This is a genomic window from Bacillus sp. GC_Bacil_1, assembly GCF_026540675.1.
Lineage (GTDB): Bacteria > Bacillota > Bacilli > Bacillales > Bacillaceae_G > Bacillus_A > Bacillus_A cereus.
Genome location: NZ_JALNUG010000004.1, coordinates 14,571 through 33,849, shown reverse-complemented (window position 1 = coordinate 33,849; position 19,279 = coordinate 14,571). Strand labels below are relative to the sequence as shown.

Here is a 19,279-nt window from a genome sequence, read left to right as displayed (position 1 = left end):
TTCTAGTGTAACAATTGAAAAATTAAGATCTATATTAAAGTCAAAGGGCAGTGGATTTATATGTGTGGTGTAGTCGATCAAGAGGGGGATACCATTGACTTTTAATTAAGGAAAAAAGGACAGACTTTGCAAGGAGAGAAGGCTATCAAAAACAAGTTAAGTTAATCAATCAATTCTTCGGTCTTATCGCATAGTAACAGGTTCCATGTAGGGATATACAATGTTATTTCGAATCTACATACCCTTATTGTAGAAAGAAAACCACCGGCATTATACCGGTGGTTTTGACTTAGAAAGCAAAGCAAGTACAACCAATCCCCCATTTAGTTCCATCTTTTCCTATTACGGTATGAGTGTGTTGATGGAAAGGGTTACTACAACTATGTAACTTGTTATCATGGGAATCGTGGGAAAGTATAGTGTTGGCTAGGTTAGCACCACCATAACCGTAAATGCCCGTCGGTGACCAATCAGGTGATGCTGGCGGCAATTCAGGTGATAAATTTTTAAATTCATCATTTCCATAAACAACCTGTCCACCCATAATGGTGAGTAATGATTCAAGGTTTTTGATTTCTTCTTCTGGCACAGTAAAGTAGTCAGCAGACAATACAGCAATATCAGCAAACTGACCTACTGCCAGGGTTCCTTTTTTACCTTCATCACCAGAGAACCACGCACTTCCTTTTGAATATAATTCCAGGGCTACTTTTCTATCAAGTTTATTTTTTTCATCGTATATCGAAAGACCACCAATGGTTTTTCCAGCAACCATCCAGTAAAGAGCAACCCAAGGGTTATAGCTGGAAACCCTAGTTGCATCACTACCGGCGCCAACAGGTATACCAAGTTCTAACATACGATAAATCGGAGGTGTATGCTTTGCAGCTTCCTTTCCGTATAAATCAACAAAGTATTCACCTTGAAAAGCCATGCGGTCTTGGATGGCAATACCGCCATTTAAAGCCTTAACACGTTCCATACTACGATCTGAGATTGTTTCTGCATGATCAAACCACCAGCGTAGACCATTAAAAGGAATTTCTCTGTTAACTTCCTCAAATACATTTAAGAAACGTGTGATTGACTCATCATAAGTTGCATGTAAACGGAAGGGCCAACGGTTTTCCACCAATAGAGAAATTACTTTCTTTAAGTCAGCTTCCATCATCGTAGCTAGTTCAGGCCGTGGCATTTGAAATTTTTCAAAATCGGCTGCTGAGAATACTAACATCTCTCCGGCACCATTCATTTTATACTTATCAGTTCCTTGACCTGGAGAAACAATTTTTGCCCATGAAGCAAAGTCTTCATATTCATGATTTGGATTTTGCGTAAATAGATTATACGCAATACGCAAAGTTAATTGATCTTTCTCAGCTAAATGTTCAACAACTTTATAATCATCCGGATAATTTTGGAATCCACCACCTGCGTCGATGGCACTTGTAATACCTAATCTATTTAATTCACGCATAAAATGGCGAGTTGAGTTAATCTGGTCGTCAAGATTAAGTACTGGAGCTTTACCCAAACTTGAATAAAGAATAGAAGCGTTAGGGTTAGCAATTAAAAGGCCAGTTGGATTACCTCGTTTATCCCGCTCAATTAAGCAGCCTGGAGGGTCTGGTGTATCTTTTGTATATCCCAGTGCACGTAGCCCTGCACGATTTACAAGTGCTCTATCGTAAAGGTGTAGCACAAAGACAGGAGTATCCTCAGACACAGCATTAATCTCTTCCAAAGTTGGCATCCGTCTCTCTTTAAATTGAAACTCAGACCAACCTCCAACAACTCTTACCCACTGAGGAGCAGGTGTACGCCTTGCCTGTTCTTTGAGCATTTCTAGAGCAATAAAAAGTGATGGCACGCCTTCCCAACGTAATTCCATATTATAATGCAGACCACCACGAATAACGTGTATATGGGAGTCATTCAGGCCTGGAATAGCTCTCTTTCTTTTAAGGTCTATTTTTTTTGTTTTTTCCGTGGCACTATTAAGAAGCTCATCTCCACCTACTGCAGTGACTAAACCATCAGTTATGGCGATAGCAGATACCTCAGGCTGAGATGGGTCAAGGGTAGTAATTTTTCCGTTATATAAGATCATATCCGGTAAATTCATGTTCACACCTCGTCTACTTTCTATTATTTTGTAACCATGGATGAAATAATTTACCGAAAATCGGCATGACTACCCATGATAGCAAGGACACTATACATACAGAAACGAAAAAAGCGGACATAATAGGATTCATATGTTTTATAATAGGTCCTATCACTTTAGGAACTAACATGCTAAGAGGCCATACACCCAGAAGGGTAACGATAGACATTTTCCATTTTGGCGGTGGAACTGGCGTTTTCGGAGTAACAAACCAATAAGCCAAACTACTTTCAGTTTTGTAACTTGGATTAGTAGCTTGAAATTGTTCTGCCGTTTTTAACAAATCCCGGCGAATGTCTGATTCTTGCCAAGCACGTAGATGCTCATACGTATCAAATCGAAAAATAACAGTATACTCTCTCGATTCGTTACTTGGAACTATTAGATTTACACCTAAATGCCCTGGGAATTTAGTAGCGGCAGCTTCGATTTCATGTCTCCATGTTTCAAACTGTTTTTCTTTACCTTGTTGAATTTCCCATGTAACAATCGTTGTTACTGGATCAGCAGCATCCATCGTGTTCCCTGTATAAGTCTCTTCGACAGCTACTCCTTCTTGTTTCATATTTTCCTGCTTGGAAGCGCGCCGTGCACCATAGTATATGCGTATTCTACTCCTTGACCATAAGCGCCAGTGTGCTCCTTTACAATTTCCATTACAGCATCATAAGTGTCTTTGTGTGCCCAGTCACGTTGGTATTCAAGTAAAACTTGAATTGCTGTCACTGGAATTGCACCAGCTTGTTCTACACGACGCATAGCAGCGTTATGTGCTGTCAGACTAGTACCACCTGAAGCATCATCAACTGCATACACTTCATAGCCAGCTTTAATTGCTTCAAGCACAGGGAATGCAAGGCAAACTTCAGTCCAAAGTGCTGCAAATATTAATTTCTTTCTACCTGTTGCTTTAACTGCTTCAACAAATTTTGGATCTTCCCAAGAGTTCATTGAACTGCGTTCTATAATTTCATGGTTTGGGAATATGTCAAGAATTTGTGGCCAAAAATAACCAGAAAAGCTGCGTGTCTCAACTGTAGTAAGAATAGTAGGTACGTTAAAAGTTTTTGCTGATTTAGCAAGTAGCATAACGTTATTAATCAATGTTTGTCTATCAATACTTGCAACTCCAAAAGTCATTTGAGGTTGAAAATCAATCAAAATTAATGCACTGTTCTCCGGATTTAACAATTCTAAATTACTCATAATAAAACGCTCCTTTTTTAATTGTTTAAAATAGATATTATTGAAAATAATATATTTTCTGTTAATTTAAAATTGTAATCGTAAAAATAAAATTTTTGCTATACCTTTTAAATTAAAAGAGAGTGCTGATTTAATCAGCACTAAATGTATACCATCCATTTTTTTGAAAGTGATTTAAAGCTATTTCTTTGAAATACATTTATGCATTTTGTTTACTAAGATCTCGCTGAGCTCCCCTATAGCTTCCAATTATATTTTGATAGCCTGGAAGATTGCTAGCAAGCAAATTGCCAAAACCTTCGACATCGTTGCGCCAATCGCGTTGTAATTCGCAAGCTACGCTAAACCAGTTCATAAGTTGTACACCACTATGTGCCATACGAGTATTGGCAGCATCTGCAACTTGTTTACTGAAAGTTCCTGAAGCATCCGTAACAGCAAATACTTCATATCCAGCTTTTATAGCGGAAAGTGCCGGGAAAGCAACACAAACGTCCGTAACTACGCCTGCGATGATAAGTTGTTTTTTTCCAGTTTCTTCGATTGCTTTTACAAAATCATCATTATCCCATGCGTTAATTTGTCCAGGTCGAGCTATTTTTGGTGCATGAGGAAAGAGATCAACCAATTCTTGCATTAAAGGTCCATTAGGCCCGTTTTCGAAACTTGTTGTTAAAATAACTGGTAAATCAAAAAACTTAGCAGTATGAGCAAGAGCTAAAACATTGTTCTTGAATTCATCAACACCATAGTCACGTACTAGTCCGGACATAAGACCAGTTTGATGATCTACTAAAAGCACGACAGCATCATCTTTGTTAATACGAGAATAGAGATCAGTCATTATGTATTCCTCCTAAAAATTAAGTAATCGAAGAAAGTTTAAATAGTCGAATACTATCATAAGTTTCGTCGTTTATAACTAAGCTGACCAATAATATTGGTTATAGCAGCATTCACAGAACATGAAGTGCTATACAAATTTATAGTATTTGAAAACTGATTCGTTAATCAATTCTAAATTATCTATAATTTGTATAGGTTGTAACTATAGTTGTTTTCACTATAAAATAGATTGGTTTTACCTATACATCCTATAGATAGAATGATATTGATAGTCACCTATTTTTGTTATTACAATTGAATAGGAGTAATGTTCAGTAATTATTTTATGATGAAAAAGGTATTAGAGGGGGGATTGTTCCAAAAGGAGAAAATGAATGCATTGGAACAATAGAGTTTCATACTTAGAGTTCACAATATAAACGTGCATGAATAGGTTATGACATTCATCCGGATTATTGAAAAAAAGGATACATATTAGAATATTTTTGGGAGGTAGAAGCATGGCTAAAATTACTGTAGGAACCGAAAATCAAGAACCAATTGAGATATATTATGAGGATCATGGCACAGGAAAACCAGTTGTACTCATTCATGGTTGGCCGTTAAGTGGTCGATCTTGGGAATACCAAGTTCCCGCTCTTGTTGAGGCTGGATACAGAGTTATAACATATGATCGTCGAGGATTTGGACAATCATCTCAGCCGTGGGAAGGGTATGAATATGATACCTTTACTTCTGATTTACATCAACTATTAGAACATTTAGAGCTTCAAAATGTCACACTTGTTGGTTTTTCTATGGGGGGAGGCGAAGTAGCCCGGTATATTAGTACGTATGGAACAGATCGTATTGAAAAGGCTGTTTTTGCTGGGGCAGTTCCTCCATATTTATACAAATCAGAGGATCATCCTGAAGGGGCCTTAGATGATGCAACAATTGAAGCATTCAAAAGTGGTGTGATAAATGACCGCCTTGCATTTCTTGATGAATTTACTAAGGGATTTTTCGCGGCTGGTAATCGAACAGATTTAGTTAGTGAGCCATTCCGTTTATATAATTGGGATATTGCAGCCAGTGCATCACCTAAAGGAACACTTGATTGTATTACCGCCTTTAGTAAGACAGATTTTAGAAAAGACTTGGAGAAGTTTAATATACCTACTCTTATTATTCACGGTGATTCTGATGCAACTGTACCATATGAATATAGTGGGAAATTAACACATGAAGCAATTCCTAATTCTAAAGTAGCCTTAATAAAGGGTGGTCCACATGGGCTAAATGCAACGCATGCTAAAGAATTTAATGAAGCACTCCTATTATTTTTAAAGGACTGATTACAACTATATAATTGTTAATTGATAAATTATAAACAAGTAAAAATAAATCTAAAAAAAGATGCTCTTGGATAAAGCCAGGAGCATCTTTTTTTAATGCGGAGTAGTGCACCACCGTAATCAATTCAAAGGATAGAAATCTTTCATAACGAAATTTCTATTCTTTTTTTAATGGTGGTAATGATATGTTAGGTTGATAAATATTCATTAGTTTCGAATTGAATATTCTTCTTAACAGCAAAAATTTATTGATTAGAGTTTTTTTAGGTCTTTTAGATGTATTGCTATATTACGATCAAGATAATATTTTGAATAATCCTCCAAACAAAGAAACGCACATTTTCTTGTTTTGGGTAGTGAAGTTTCTTAAGTTGAGTGGGGCCCTTTACATCCTAATAAAAAGTGTAGGCTTAAGCTTACAAATATTCATCCTCCACTTAAAATTGACGTTTTACACCTTCACATTTTTGAGGAAGGAGTTATTTGTCAGAAAAAAATAAAATCTTATTAATTTTTATAATTAGTAGAATTTTTGTAGAAATAATTCTCTTAATATATTAAAATAACATCGTATTATGTCAGATTTTAATTAGGGGAGAGAAATTTTATGTTGAAAAAAATCATTCCAGTTGCTTTAGCATTAAGTACAGTTACTTTTACTAGTGTATTTGCTGCGCCTTCAATCCAAGCAAGTACAGAACAAAACCGCTACATAGATGTACAAATGCTCGGTATTAACGATTTTCATGGGCAACTAGACACTGTAAAAAAAATTAACAATAAAGATGCAGGGGGAATTGAGTACTTAGGGGCTTATTTACGTGATCGTGAAAAACAAAATCCAAATACATTAAAGGTACATGCCGGCGATGTTGTTGGAGCAAGTACTCCTGTTTCAGCATTATTACAAGACGAACCTACAATTGAATTTCTAAATGATTTGAAATTCGATGTTGGAACGATAGGAAATCATGAATTTGATGAAGGTGTTGAAGAAATGAACCGCCTTATTTATGGTGGATACCATGAGAAAACAGGGAATTTTAAAGGAGCAAAATTCCCATATGTTGCTGCAAATTTCTATAATAAATCCACCGGTCGTTTATTTTTACCACCATTCACTATAAAAAAGGTACAAGGAGTTCCTGTTGGATTTATCGGAGTCGTAACAACGGATGTTCCTAATCTTGTTATGCCTACTATGCTAAAGAATGTAGAAATTACAGATGAAGTTGAAGCTATTAACAAATCCGTAAAGCAATTAAAAAAACTAGGCGTTAAATCTATCGTTGTTCTTGCACATAATGGAGGTATAACAGATGGGAACGGCGTAACAAATGGTGATATCGTCCGATTAGCAAATGAGACTGATCCAGAAGTCGATGTTATTTTTGGTGGGCATAGCCACACCTATGTAAATGGAACTGTTAATAATAAACTTGTCGTACAAGCAAATTCATATGGTATGGCTTTTGCTGATGTTGATGTAAAGATTGATCGTAAAACACAAGATATTGTTGAGAAAAAAGCAGAAATTGTTACAACTTACCATGAAGGCATAGAGCCTGATAAAAAAATCAAGAAGAAGATGGAGAAATATCAAGCAAAAATCGCACCTCTTGTTAATGAAGTTGTAGGTAAGTCTATTGCGCCACTAGATCGCAAACTCAATACGGCTGGTGAATCTACTCTTGGAAATTTAGTTGCTGATGCCCAGCGTACAACAATGCAATCTCAAATTGCACTTATGAATCCTGGTGGTATTCGTAATGACTTAGATGCTGGTGATATTACATGGGGAGAGATATATGGTATTCAACCATTCGGAAATCAATTAATAAAAGTAAATTTAACAGGTCAAGACATTCGTGATATTTTAAATCAACAATGGCAAAAAGACATAACAAGAATGCTTCAAATTTCAGGAATCCAATACACTTGGGATGCGAACAAGCCTAATGGAGAAAAAGTAACAAGTATTCGCTTAACAAATGGAGAAGAAATCATTCCTTCTAAAACTTACAGCGTCGTTGCGAACGCATTTCTAGCTTCAGGTGGAGATGGATTTGTATCCTTTAAAAACGGTAAAGATGCTGAAACAGGACCAACTGATTTTGAAGCATTAGTAGATTATATAAAAAAATCAAAAGAACCAATTCAGTCTATTATTGATGGAAGAATTCAAAAAATAAATTAGTTTTTTATTAATCTCAAAAACAACTAGATTACCTGTGCACTATACTCTTTAGTGTGCAGGTAATCTATTTTTTTGATTTGAAATAGTCTAACTGTGGCCAATGGGTATACTGTCTAGATGCAGGGTGCCGAAAAAAATGAAGTGAACAAAAAATAACCCCTAAATTAACTCTATGATAAAGAGACTACAAACAATCAAAATTTGGAACTTCATATTAACCATATATTAACTACGTTAATAATACATACTGAAATTGAATACTTTAGATAACATCATTTATAACAAATATCTGTACATTATAATGTTATGCAATGAGGAATTTACAATACAATGAATTGAAGCTTATTTAGTTTTATATTCGTATAAGTGAATTAAGAATTTCTTAAGAACCTATTAAGAAATAAGTGAGTTTTAGGAACTAGAATAAATGTATCTTAACAGTAATAAGAAAATGAATGTTTTAAACGGAAGTTGGCAGAGTATGTCAAAAAGCTATAAGTAAATATTTCAGGAGGTTTTTTATGAAAAAGAAAATAATTATTGCAATTGTTGCTTCTGCTATAACAATGACTCATTTTGTAGGAAATACTTATGCAGATTCGAAAACAGAGGTTTCTGTTACAGCTCCCTATAATACAAATCAAATAGCGAAATGGTTAGAAGCACATGCAAAGCCTTTAAAAACAACTAATCCAACTGCATCTCTTAATGATTTGAAACCACTTAAGGATATGGTAGGTTCAGCTTCAATTGTAGGTTTAGGTGAAGCTACGCATGGGGCTCATGAAGTTTTTACGATGAAACACCGCATTGTTAAGTATTTAGTATCTGAAAAGGGCTTTACCAATCTAGTTTTAGAAGAGGGATGGGACAGGGCCTTGGAACTTGATCGATATGTTCTTACTGGTAAGGGAAACCCAAGCCAACATCTAACACCTGTATTTAAGACGAAAGAAATGCTAGATTTACTTGATTGGATTCGGCAATATAATGCTAATCCAAAACATAAATCTAAAGTACGTATCATCGGGATGGACATTCAATCAGTAAACGAGAATGTTTATAATAATATAACAGAATATATTAAAGCGAACAATTCAAAACTATTGCCTAGAGTAGAAGAGCAGATAAAAGGTCTTATTCCTGTAACAAAGGATATGAATACTTTTGAAAGTCTTACGAAAGAAGAAAAAGAAAAGTATGTTTTAGATGCTAAACAAATTAGTGCTTTATTAGAGGAAAATAAAAGCTATTTAAATGGAAAATCTAAAGAGTTTGCATGGATAAAGCAAAATGCTCGTATTATTGAACAGTTTACTACAATGTTAGCGACACCTCCTGATAAACCAGCGGATTTTTATTTGAAACATGATATTGCAATGTATGAAAATGCGAAGTGGACTGAAGAACATTTAGGAAAAACCATTGTATGGGGACATAATGGACACATTTCGAAAACAAATATGCTTCCTTTTATATATCCTAAAGTAGCTGGGCAGCATTTAGCAGAATATTACGGAAAACGGTACGTATCTATTGGAACGTCAGTTTATGAAGGACAATACAATGTCAAGAATAGCAATGGTGAATTCGGCCCATATGGAACATTAAAATTAGATGATCTAAACAGTTATAACTACATTTTTGGACAGGTGAAAAAAGATCAATTTTTTATTGATTTACGTAAGGCGAACGGCGTGACAAAAACTTGGTTAAACGAACAACATCCAATTTTCGCTGGAATAACTACCGAAGGGCCTGATATACCAAAAACTGTTGATATATCATTAGGTAAAGCGTTTGATATACTTGTTCAAATTCAAAAAGTGAGTCCATCTCAACTACATCAATAAATTTAGAATAATGTGCCTTAATGACAAATTTCATAGTGTTTCATATAACACTATGAAATTTGTTTTATATAGCAAGAAGAATAATCGCATTAGAAAAAATCAGCAATTTAAGCTGTTAAGAGTAAAACGAATCTTCAATATGTAAAGCGCAAAAAACACTGAAGCGAAAAGCATCGGTGTTTTTTGCGCTTTCGGGCACAGATGCTACTTCAACCCTATTGTACAAGTGATTTTGTATGTAAGGAATTTGTAAGGAATAGGTAAGAAAAAAGAGATTTTCATTGTGTAGGATAAAAATATAAGGAGGCGTGAAGGGGGGAACAATTACGGCCTACATATAAAACAAACAATCAGTAACAAGAGTGTTTTGTGAAAATAATGAGTACAATGATTGCAAATGCATTGTTGCCTTTTCATCATTTGGAGAATGGATAGCTGTGTGGTTCGTATATGACACTTCTATCAACTATCTATACAATTTTAATAGAAGAGAGGAATTTTTTATGAAAACACGCAGTAAAATTACATGTGCAAGTCTAGCACTTTTAATAGGTGGAAGTTCCCTGTTATACATAACACCAACATCAGTTGTAAAAGCAGAACCTACGCAAAATGTATCTAGTTCGTTACAAACAAGTACGCAAAGCGATCGTAATTCCGTTAAGAAAGCAATACGAGATGAACTGCAACTTGGATACCCGGGAATACTCGCTCAAATTTCTAAGGGTGGTAAAACTTGGAGTTATACCGCTGGGATAGCGGATCTGAGAACTAAGAAACCAATGAAAGCAGATTTTCGCTTTCGCATTGGTAGTGTGACGAAAACGTTCATTGCAACAGTTCTACTTCAATTATCTGGAGAGAACCGTTTGAATCTAGACGACTCCATTGAAAAATGGTTACCTGGTGTTATTCAAGGAAACGGATATGATGGTAACCAGATTACTATCCGGCAAATATTGAATCATACAAGTGGTATTGCTGATTATATAAATTCAAAAGACTTCGATATTATGGATACAAAAAAATCGTATACGGCTGAAGAATTCGTCAAAATGGGGATTTCTCTTCCCCCAGATTTTGCACCAGGAAAGGGTTGGTCTTATTCAAACACAGGTTACGTATTACTGGGGATCCTTATTGAAAAAGTAACTGGCAACAGTTATGCGGAAGAGGTTGAAAACCGAATTATTGAACCGCTTGATTTGTCAAATACATTTCTACCTGGTAATTCAAGCGTGATTCCAGGCACCAAGCATGCCCGTGGCTATTTGCAACTAGACGGAGCGAGTGAGCTAAAAGACGTTACTTATATTAACCCAGGTAGCTCGGATGGAGATATGATTTCTACTGCTGACGATTTAAACAAATTCTTCTCTTACTTACTCAGTGGTAAATTACTGAAGGAACAGCAGTTAAAACAAATGCTTACTACAGTTCCTACAAATAGAGAGGGAACCGGATATGGTCTTGGAATCCTTGAAATTAAGCTTCCGAATGGTGTCTCGGTATGGGGACACAGAGGTGGCGTTCTAGGGTTTTCCACTTTTGCTGGTGGAACACTTGGAGGCAAACATACATTGGCCGTCAATTCGAACAGTTTTAAGATTAATAATCCAGAGTCTTTTAAAAACGTTTTAATTGCTGAATTTAGCAAGTAGGCAAAAAAGAAAAACAGAAAAATTTTGTCATTTGTAATTTCAATCGGAATGGATTAACGCTTGAAATGAGTATAGAAGGCGTTAAGTATCTAGGAATAATCAAACTAATCATGAGAGATGGCTAAGTAAAAGGATTGGTTTATATATTGTATTCTCTCCAGCCGATTAAAGAAGTAACAGATATAATGAGTGATTATTATGTATATATTATTGTAGTTGTGTTTGTATCGTCACTGATTATAAATTTGTATAAGGTGCGAAGTCTAATTTAGGACTTCGCACCTTTGCTGTTTAACAGCTTTTATTACTAAGCTATTAATAATAGCAAAAAGGAGAATGTAACTAGTTATGCAGATGAATCTTGGCACAGGTGCTATGTAGGAGATTTTGCTGAAAATAAATTTAGAAGAATATATGAATTAGAGACATGAAAGCTGAAATGAATTTTAGTAGTTTTTATGTTCATCAGTTACTTAAAATTCTAGCTGTTTTGTATACAGAGTTTTTCCCACCGTGATTGATAGCGCGTAAATATCATTCTTAATTATATGTAGTGTGCATTGAGTGAGATTTTTTAGAACTAAATACAGTGTCATCTCCTAATGGTGAAAACAGTATTTGAATATTGTAGGGATCTTAAGTGTTTTTAGATTTTTAAAGCCCGGTCATTTTAACCAAAATTTTCATAGAAATACCTTTAAAAAGAACATGAGTTCGTATATAATAAGAACGAATGTTCTTTTTGTTAGGAGTGATAACCTTGTATGATTATTCTCTTTTACCGAATCGTATTATTCTTTGTGTAGACCTTCGTAGCTTTTATGCAAGCGTATCATGTATTAAAAAAGGACTTGATCCAAGATATACAAAATTGGCTGTCGTAGGGGATGTGAATCAGAGCGGATCAATTGTATTAGCAGCAACACCGCCATTAAAAGCGTTAGGAATAAAGAAGATGGCTCGTTTGTACGAAATACCGAAGCGACCAGATATTATTATTGTGAATCCAATTATGCATACGTATATGAAGTGTTCAACTTTCATAACGGGTTTGGCTTTGCAGTATGTCGCACCGGAAGATTTTCATCAATATAGTATCGATGAATTTTTTATGGATATGACCGCAAGTATTCATTTGTTTGCCAGTGATCCGCGCGATTTTGCATTAAAGTTCAAGCGAGAAATATATGAACGTACAAGGATTGAAAGTACGATTGGTATTGGGCCGAATTTATTAATGAGTAAAGTAGCACTGGATGTGGAAGCGAAAAAGAATAGGGATGGAATAGCGCAGTGGACGTATGACGATATACCCGAGAAGTTATGGAGTATTAGACCGCTCAGTAAATTTTGGGGTATATCGTATAAAACGGAAATGAAATTAAATCGAAAGGATATACATACCATTGGAGAATTAGCTCAGTATCCTTTGAAATATTTAAAGCAATCATTCGGTGTAATAGGAGAAGAGTTACATCTACATAGTAATGGAATTGATTTTAGTAGAATAGCAGAAAAATATGTTCCAGCGACAACATCTATAGCGAAAAGCCAAATATTATTGCGTGATTATTCGGTAGAAGAGTTCATATTTATTTTATTAGAGCATATAGAAGAAGTTTGTTATAGATTGAGACGAGAAAAGAAATGCGCGCAAACAATTCATTTTTCAGTTGGATATAGCAGGGAATACGGTGGGGGAATAAAAAAGGCACATACGTTAAATAGAGCAACAAATTTAACGATGGATATTTATAATGTTTGTACATATTTTTTATATGAGCGCCATACAGGAGAGCCGATTCGATCAGTAAGTGTTTCATTAACAAACCTTATTAATGAAGGGGAAGAGCAAATTTCGCTTTTCGATAACATTGTACAAAGAGAAAAAGAAATACGATTAACGAAAGTTATGGACGAAATTCGAACACGATTTGGTAAGAACAGTATTTTACGAGGCATTTCTTACACAAGCGTCGCAACAGCAAGATATAGAAACACATTATTAGGAGGGCACAAATCGTGAAGAATGCTAGTATGCTAAAAGGAAGAGGTATGGTAAAGTGGCAACCGTTTGCCAGTATGCCGGAGCAGTTCGCAGTTATTAAAGAAATGATAAAGGAGCAAACGAAAGCCTCGCGTCCAATTGTAACGCAAGATGCAAAAGAAATGATTGAAAATAAGCTATTAACTTCATTTTTAGGTGAGGAAGAGGTTTTACTTACATATTATAAAGATGGTTATTTATATAAAAATTACATAACAGTAGTGGATATTAATCCATTAATGGAGACGATTACTTGTACTGATGCTTTTCATAATCAAAGAATGTTTAAGTTTTGTGATGTAATTGAGGTTGATTAGAATAATTTTCTATGCAGTAGGTTTATTTTTAGCAGTCTACTGCATAGAAAAATAAAAGGTTCAGTCACATAACAATTTTCAAGGTTTTAAAATAACTTTAATACAATCATCTTCACGATTATTAAAAATTTGATAACCGTAGCTTGCTTCTTCAAGGGGGATTTTGTGTGTAATAATCTCTTTTGGATCAAATTCTTTATTTGTTATTTTTTCAAATAGTTCCGGCATAAAATGAATAACAGGTGCTTGTCCCATTTTAAGATTAATATTTCTAACCCAAAATGCTCCGAGTGGAAATGCATTATAATTGCCACCATAAACGCCAGTCATTTGAACCGTTCCATATTTTCTTACGGCTTTCGTAGCGATTTGAATAGGACCGAGAGTTCCGCCTTGTAATTTTAACTTTTGTTCTAGAAATTCTAGTGGCGATTTTTTTCCATCCATGCCCACGCAATCAATGACTACATCGGCACCGCCATGTGTGATTTCCTTTAAATGTTCTCCCATATCGGGGAATTTTGTAAACTCAAATACCTCAACATTGTTAATCTTTTTTGCATAATTTATACGATAATCTAAGTAATCGACTGCGATTACGCGCTTAGCACCTTGCATCCAAGCAAATTTTTGTGTCATTAATCCAACAGGTCCACAACCTAGGACGATAACAGTATCACCTGGCTTAACACCTGCGTTTATTACACTCCAATAGGCTGTTGGCAAAACATCGGATAAAAACAGTAAAGATTCATCTTCAAGTTCGCATGATTCCGGTATAACAAATGGAGTGAAATTTCCAAAAGGAACTTTTAAATATTCTGCTTGTCCGCCTGGATGGTTACCAAATTTCTCTGTATAACCAAAGTATCCACCAGAATCATAATGAGGATTGGAGTTATCACATTGGCTTTCCATTTCATGTTGGCAATAGAAACAATGTCCACAAGAAACGTTGAAGGGGATGACAACACGATCTCCTTTTTTCACTTTAGTAACATCTGGACCAACTTCTTCAACAATGCCCATTGGTTCATGACCAATAATGTACCCTTGCGGTAAAGGCATGTTCCCTTGATATAAATGTAAATCAGAACCGCAAATAGCGGTTGAAGTAATTTTTACAATAATATCGTCTTTTTTCTCTAACTTCGCATCATCAACTTGTTTAACTTGTACTTGGTTTGGTCCTTGATAGGTTACAGCTTTCATCTCATATCTCCTTATAAATTATTTTTCATAATTTATATGTATCTCTTGGCAAAACAGAAATCTTTAGTAAAGAGAAATTTATACATATTGTTGTTATGAAAGTACGTTATAGTAGCTCTTCTTTCTTATGTCTTTGCCCTATTTTAAGAAGAAACTCAATATTTATACATAATTTAATTCCCATAAAAAGGATAATTATTATTTCATAATTTGTAGCATATTAAAAACATTGGAGGTGAAACGATATGGCAAATAATAATAGTGGAAGTCGTAATGAATTATTAGTTCGAGGCGCTGAACAAGCTCTTGATCAAATGAAATATGAAATTGCACAAGAGTTTGGTGTACAACTTGGTGCAGATACAACAGCTCGTTCAAACGGATCTGTTGGTGGTGAAATTACAAAGCGTTTAGTAGCAATGGCAGAACAACAACTTGGTGGTAGAGCTAACCGCTAAGTAAATTGGCATAAAGTATAGCAAATATGTAAATCAATTTCTTTTGTGTATTCATAAAAATAAAAAACCTTATATTAAACAGATTCTCACTCAAAGATTATTGATAATCTTCTTTCATAATCTTTGAGTATTTTATTTGTAAACGACTTTCCTAAACAATAAACACGCAGTGTTGGAAAGGTGTTTTCCATGCATAGTAGAAAATCTTTTGCAGGAAAAAGCATACTTAAAAATTTGATTTCAATATTGAAATCAATATTTATTATGATATTTTCGAAAGGGAGGAATTTAAAAATGGGTATTTTAAGTGGAAATCCTCAAAATGAACCGTTACATTACGGAGAAGTATTTGATATTTGGAGTTATCTTTTAGCAGCACAAGGTGCAATTGCAAGCCATCAAGTATTTATGAACCACACAGGTGACGAAGATTTGAAGAAGTTTTTAGAAAGCTTAATTGAAAATGATATGAATTCAGAAGTAGAAGAGTTAAAAACTCTTTTAAAGGTTAATGGGGTAGCTTTACCGCCTGCTCCTCCAGAACGACCAGTTGCATCTATCGAAGACATTCCCCCAGGGGCACGTATTAATGATGTTGAAATTGCTGCTGCTGTTTCTGCAGGGCTAGCAGCTGGACTTGTGACATGTAGTCAAGTAATGGGAAAATGTCTTCGAGAAGATGTAGGCATGTTATTTGGACAATTTCATATGAAAAAAGCGCAGGCAGGTGTAACTCTGCTACGTTTAAGTAAGAAAAAGGGATGGGTAGTTCCACCTCCATTACATGTAAGAAATTCTGATCAAGCGTAATAAATAAAAATAAAAATAAAAAAAGTGGCGTTGGCCACTTTTTTATTTTTTAGATGTATCCTCAAGCTTGAATTTATTTATTGTGGAAGAATCTATATATTCATCTGACATTTCCATAGCATATTTATTATGTTGAATATGATTGTGATTTGTTAATTTATCGTCGTTACGTAGCACTAGCCTCTTCATATAAATGTGGAAGAAAACTTCTGTTCCACCAATAATTAAAGCGGCTATAAATGAAGAAAGTCCAATGTTACGAGTAGCATCTAAATTAGTAAACAAGGATGTTAGTAACCAAGTTCCGAAAAAGCTTAAGCCGAAATCTGCCATTGTAGCAATCATATTTCCGTATTTAGGTAAAATGAAGAGGTCTCCGATTAAATAGGCAGCTCCCGTAAGAAAAAGAGAAATTAGTAATACTCTAGGCATTGAAATGGATTGAAAGATACTGAGCATGATTAGCAATACTGCAGTTATCGCTGTGTATTTAATTAATAAGGCAACAATATGTTTCATCATTTTCCTCCATTGTTTAAACGTATATGGAATACAATATTTCATTAAAAACGGATTATGCTTTTATATAGCGTAACCCGTTTTAATCACCCTTTAATGGTAAGAAGTACAACCTGGTTAAGAAGCAGGCTTATACTACAGATAGTATTTTCGGAATAACGAGTTTTATTCACAAGGTGTATTTCCATTCTTATAATACAGACGTTGCCTAAGTACAGTGTTTCTTTATTAAACTTAATAATTTTTTCCGTTTTGATTTTTATACTTAATGTATCTTTTTGTCTACATATTTTCCGTAATCAGGTACAGCAATTTTATCAAATTCTTGAACAAGTGTTTTGAGGCTTGTTGATAGCAAGTCACCTGACATCGGTATCCCATGTCCAGTAACAGCGGTTAGAGGCTTTAACTTCTCTAGCTTAATAACTGATCCTTTAGCAGCTTTCCAGTCTGTTGTTAAATAACGAGGCGGACCGCTTATTTCCTGTTCTTGAGTTATTACTTTATACAGATACTCCTGTTTCACTGTAACAAAAGCGTCCCCAGCAATTAAAGTTCGGTCTTTCTCTCGGAATAATGAAATATGCCCAGGAGTATGCCCTGGTGTATGAATCCATCTAAACTCTGGCATATGGGGAACAGTTCCATCGATAGGTAGTGCTTTTACGCTATTTCCTAAATCAATCGGTTCATTAGGGAACAAGGGAGACATTTTCGCTACCATACCACCTTCAACTGTTGGATCTGGTTCAGGATAGCTTTGTTGTCCAGTCAAAAACGGTATCTCCATTTGATGGGCATAGACTGGAACATCCCAATATTTAATGAGTTCAATTATTCCTCCAACATGATCAAAATGCCCATGAGTTAAAATAATTGCTTTTGGACGGCTATTTGTACCAAATCGCTCCTCAGTAACAGAGATAATTTCATTTGCACATTTAGGCATTCCAGCGTCAACTAAAACAAAATCATCGGTATGCGGATTCCCAACAAAACATATGTTGACGATTTGAATCGTGTAGCAAAATAAATCAGGTAATACTTCGATGCCGTGACCACTTTCAATTGAAGTTGCTGGAATAAATTTGTAATCACTTCCATAATTCATTTCCTTGTTCACCTTTTGTCCCCCTTAATATATTTCAATACGAGATTATAGTTCCCTAATTTCTCAAATCCATTTTGGGGGATTTGAGAAAAGAATTAGTGGGGATTACAAAAAATAAAAATTAAGGTGGAGACATATCGATTTATATAAAGTGCAAACAGAAAATATTGATTTCACAAGTGTAGTTTTTACTATTTTTTGAGGAGGGGTTATGAGTTAATAAAAGATTCATCTGAATATTTTAATGTATTTTTATAAAAAATACAGAACGGTAGCTAATAGAAATCTATTAAATGAGGCGATTACTTGTACCGATGCTTTTTATAATCAAAGGATATTTAAGTTTTGTGATGTAATTGAGATTGATTAAATTATGCTTTTCAATAGCTATTAACAGCCCTTTCAGTGATACTAATATCTCTTACTAGCTATATGATATATTCTATTTTTTATCTAACTAACGCTCTTAGTGTAGTTGGTGTCCTTGCATTGAGTACTTCATGGTTTTTATTCACTTTCAAATGTTTCATCCGAAAGAAAAACATAAACCCCTTCTTTATTAGAGATAGGAAATTCCGGTTCATCTTTTTTATAGACAGTTCAATTGTATTTCAAATTCACATGATGATTCGGTAAATCACCTTGGATAAAGTAGGCTTTATTGATAGCGAATCTGTATTTCTTGATTGATTACCGCCTATTCTTCATACATCATTTTCCTCGTCATTCCACCGTCTACGACAAGGTTTATACCTGTAACAAAATCATTTTCACTGGCTGTTAAATACAGACAGGCTCGTGCAATATCATCTGGTGTTCCTACACGCTTTGATAGGTGCTGTTCATGATCAATTTTACTTAATTTTGAATAATCTCCTGTTTCAATCCAACCTGGGGAAATAGCATTCACTGTAATCCTATCTTCGCTAAATGAGGCTGCGAGCGCATGTGTAATAGCAACGATCCCACCTTTTGTGGCAGCATAAGATTCTGAATTTGGCTCAGACATAATCGCCCTTGTAGAGGCGATATTCACAATAGATCCACCTTCTTTGTTATGACGCATATACTTTGCTGCTTCACGCGAACCCAAGAAAACACTTCTTAAGTTTGTATTGATCACATCGTCCCATTCTTCTAACGAAATATCGTAAGGGGACTTGAATAACTCTTTTCCGGCATTATTGATTAAAATATCTATCTGACCGTATGTTTGATTAGCTACTTCCATTAATCGAATAATATTTGTTTCGAGCCTTATATCTGTTTGTACGAAAAGTGCTTCTTTACCCTGTTCTTTTATCTTAGTAACTGTTTTTGCACCTGCTTTTTCGTCTATATCTGCTAAAATAACATTGGCCCCTTTTTCTGCATAATGTAAAGCAATTTCTCTCCCGATTCCATTTCCAGCCCCTGTTATGATCACTGATTTATTAGAAAAATTCATTGTAATTACACTCCTTTTAAAAAAATATAACGTCTTTATTTTTTTATATAACATACAAAAATTATCCTTCTGCATAAGCAATAGTTAATTA

General features: G+C 34.9%; 16 protein-coding genes. 8 read left to right on the top strand and 8 right to left on the bottom strand.

Going from position 1 to position 19,279, the window contains the following annotated elements; genetic code table 11:
• Nucleotides 1-289: 289 nt before the first annotated feature.
• The 4 genes from OXT04_RS07620 to ycaC form a co-directional block, all read right to left on the bottom strand.
• Complete coding sequence (locus tag OXT04_RS07620; protein ID WP_267414112.1) at nucleotides 290-2,125, bottom strand: amidohydrolase; 1,836 nt, start codon at nucleotides 2,123-2,125, stop codon at nucleotides 290-292.
• Nucleotides 2,126-2,138: 13 nt separating this feature from the next.
• Nucleotides 2,139-2,732, bottom strand: coding sequence for an antibiotic biosynthesis monooxygenase (locus OXT04_RS07615; RefSeq protein WP_000806852.1), 594 nt, complete (start codon nucleotides 2,730-2,732; stop codon nucleotides 2,139-2,141).
• Complete coding sequence (locus OXT04_RS07610) at nucleotides 2,729-3,373, bottom strand: hydrolase (RefSeq protein WP_000067162.1); 645 nt, start codon at nucleotides 3,371-3,373, stop codon at nucleotides 2,729-2,731. Before OXT04_RS07610 ends, OXT04_RS07615 begins: the two co-directional genes overlap by 4 nt.
• Before the next feature lie 199 nt (nucleotides 3,374-3,572).
• Nucleotides 3,573-4,217: an isochorismate family cysteine hydrolase YcaC gene (gene ycaC / locus OXT04_RS07605; RefSeq protein ID WP_000131214.1), complete on the bottom strand. Its 645-nt coding sequence runs from the start codon at nucleotides 4,215-4,217 to the stop codon at nucleotides 3,573-3,575.
• 502 nt (nucleotides 4,218-4,719) lie between these two features.
• Between ycaC and OXT04_RS07600 the strand changes: the two genes are divergently transcribed.
• The 6 genes from OXT04_RS07600 (at nucleotide 4,720) to OXT04_RS07575 (ending at nucleotide 13,631) form a co-directional block, all read left to right on the top strand.
• Nucleotides 4,720-5,556: a bromoperoxidase gene (locus OXT04_RS07600; RefSeq protein ID WP_001074328.1), complete on the top strand. Its 837-nt coding sequence runs from the start codon at nucleotides 4,720-4,722 to the stop codon at nucleotides 5,554-5,556.
• Nucleotides 5,557-6,163: 607 nt separating this feature from the next.
• Nucleotides 6,164-7,753, top strand: coding sequence for a bifunctional metallophosphatase/5'-nucleotidase (locus OXT04_RS07595; RefSeq protein ID WP_016512618.1), 1,590 nt, complete (start codon nucleotides 6,164-6,166; stop codon nucleotides 7,751-7,753).
• A 521-nt stretch (nucleotides 7,754-8,274) separates the two neighbouring features.
• The gene (locus tag OXT04_RS07590) at nucleotides 8,275-9,606 is read left to right on the top strand and encodes an erythromycin esterase family protein (RefSeq protein WP_025118610.1); all 1,332 of its coding nucleotides are present in this window, start codon (nucleotides 8,275-8,277) and stop codon (nucleotides 9,604-9,606) included.
• Between the two features lie 503 nt (nucleotides 9,607-10,109).
• A complete protein-coding gene (locus tag OXT04_RS07585) occupies nucleotides 10,110-11,267 on the top strand; it encodes a serine hydrolase domain-containing protein (RefSeq protein ID WP_000857802.1) in 1,158 nt (385 codons plus the stop codon).
• Nucleotides 11,268-12,027: 760 nt separating this feature from the next.
• Nucleotides 12,028-13,293, top strand: coding sequence for a Y-family DNA polymerase (locus OXT04_RS07580; RefSeq protein ID WP_267414111.1), 1,266 nt, complete (start codon nucleotides 12,028-12,030; stop codon nucleotides 13,291-13,293).
• Nucleotides 13,290-13,631: a YolD-like family protein gene (locus OXT04_RS07575; RefSeq protein ID WP_016512621.1), complete on the top strand. Its 342-nt coding sequence runs from the start codon at nucleotides 13,290-13,292 to the stop codon at nucleotides 13,629-13,631. The genes OXT04_RS07580 and OXT04_RS07575 overlap by 4 nt, the downstream gene beginning before the upstream one ends.
• Nucleotides 13,632-13,709: 78 nt before the next feature.
• Here OXT04_RS07575 and OXT04_RS07570 read toward each other — a convergent pair whose 3' ends face one another.
• Nucleotides 13,710-14,843: a zinc-dependent alcohol dehydrogenase gene (locus OXT04_RS07570; RefSeq protein WP_000649083.1), complete on the bottom strand. Its 1,134-nt coding sequence runs from the start codon at nucleotides 14,841-14,843 to the stop codon at nucleotides 13,710-13,712.
• A gap of 245 nt (nucleotides 14,844-15,088) precedes the next feature.
• On the opposite strand from OXT04_RS07570, the gene sasP reads away from it, so the two are divergent.
• Both sasP and OXT04_RS07560 read left to right on the top strand, forming a co-directional pair.
• A complete protein-coding gene (gene sasP, locus OXT04_RS07565) occupies nucleotides 15,089-15,301 on the top strand; it encodes a small acid-soluble spore protein, SasP family (protein WP_000002841.1) in 213 nt (70 codons plus the stop codon).
• A gap of 294 nt (nucleotides 15,302-15,595) precedes the next feature.
• Nucleotides 15,596-16,111, top strand: coding sequence for a DUF3231 family protein (locus tag OXT04_RS07560; protein WP_097846546.1), 516 nt, complete (start codon nucleotides 15,596-15,598; stop codon nucleotides 16,109-16,111).
• Between the two features lie 42 nt (nucleotides 16,112-16,153).
• Here OXT04_RS07560 and OXT04_RS07555 read toward each other — a convergent pair whose 3' ends face one another.
• The 3 genes from OXT04_RS07555 to OXT04_RS07540 all read right to left on the bottom strand — a co-directional run bounded on the left by OXT04_RS07555 (nucleotide 16,154) and on the right by OXT04_RS07540 (nucleotide 19,188).
• Nucleotides 16,154-16,630, bottom strand: coding sequence for a YndM family protein (locus OXT04_RS07555; protein WP_142327678.1), 477 nt, complete (start codon nucleotides 16,628-16,630; stop codon nucleotides 16,154-16,156).
• 265 nt (nucleotides 16,631-16,895) lie between these two features.
• Nucleotides 16,896-17,753, bottom strand: coding sequence for an MBL fold metallo-hydrolase (locus OXT04_RS07550; protein WP_098509149.1), 858 nt, complete (start codon nucleotides 17,751-17,753; stop codon nucleotides 16,896-16,898).
• Between the two features lie 685 nt (nucleotides 17,754-18,438).
• Complete coding sequence (locus tag OXT04_RS07540) at nucleotides 18,439-19,188, bottom strand: glucose 1-dehydrogenase (protein WP_001011722.1); 750 nt, start codon at nucleotides 19,186-19,188, stop codon at nucleotides 18,439-18,441.
• Nucleotides 19,189-19,279: the final 91 nt, after the last annotated feature.

Bases quoted from the DNA above. Each gene is read 5' to 3' on its own strand.
- OXT04_RS07620 (WP_267414112.1), bottom strand. From the start codon at position 2,125: ATGAATTTACCGGATATGATCTTATATAACGGAAAAATTACTACCCTT.
- OXT04_RS07615 (WP_000806852.1), bottom strand. From the start codon at position 2,732: ATGAAACAAGAAGGAGTAGCTGTCGAAGAGACTTATACAGGGAACACG.
- OXT04_RS07610 (WP_000067162.1), bottom strand. From the start codon at position 3,373: ATGAGTAATTTAGAATTGTTAAATCCGGAGAACAGTGCATTAATTTTG.
- ycaC (WP_000131214.1), bottom strand. From the start codon at position 4,217: ATGACTGATCTCTATTCTCGTATTAACAAAGATGATGCTGTCGTGCTT.
- OXT04_RS07600 (WP_001074328.1), top strand. From the start codon at position 4,720: ATGGCTAAAATTACTGTAGGAACCGAAAATCAAGAACCAATTGAGATA.
- OXT04_RS07595 (WP_016512618.1), top strand. From the start codon at position 6,164: ATGTTGAAAAAAATCATTCCAGTTGCTTTAGCATTAAGTACAGTTACT.
- OXT04_RS07590 (WP_025118610.1), top strand. From the start codon at position 8,275: ATGAAAAAGAAAATAATTATTGCAATTGTTGCTTCTGCTATAACAATG.
- OXT04_RS07585 (WP_000857802.1), top strand. From the start codon at position 10,110: ATGAAAACACGCAGTAAAATTACATGTGCAAGTCTAGCACTTTTAATA.
- OXT04_RS07570 (WP_000649083.1), bottom strand. From the start codon at position 14,843: ATGAAAGCTGTAACCTATCAAGGACCAAACCAAGTACAAGTTAAACAA.
- sasP (WP_000002841.1), top strand. From the start codon at position 15,089: ATGGCAAATAATAATAGTGGAAGTCGTAATGAATTATTAGTTCGAGGC.
- OXT04_RS07560 (WP_097846546.1), top strand. From the start codon at position 15,596: ATGGGTATTTTAAGTGGAAATCCTCAAAATGAACCGTTACATTACGGA.
- OXT04_RS07555 (WP_142327678.1), bottom strand. From the start codon at position 16,630: ATGAAACATATTGTTGCCTTATTAATTAAATACACAGCGATAACTGCA.
- OXT04_RS07540 (WP_001011722.1), bottom strand. From the start codon at position 19,188: ATGAATTTTTCTAATAAATCAGTGATCATAACAGGGGCTGGAAATGGA.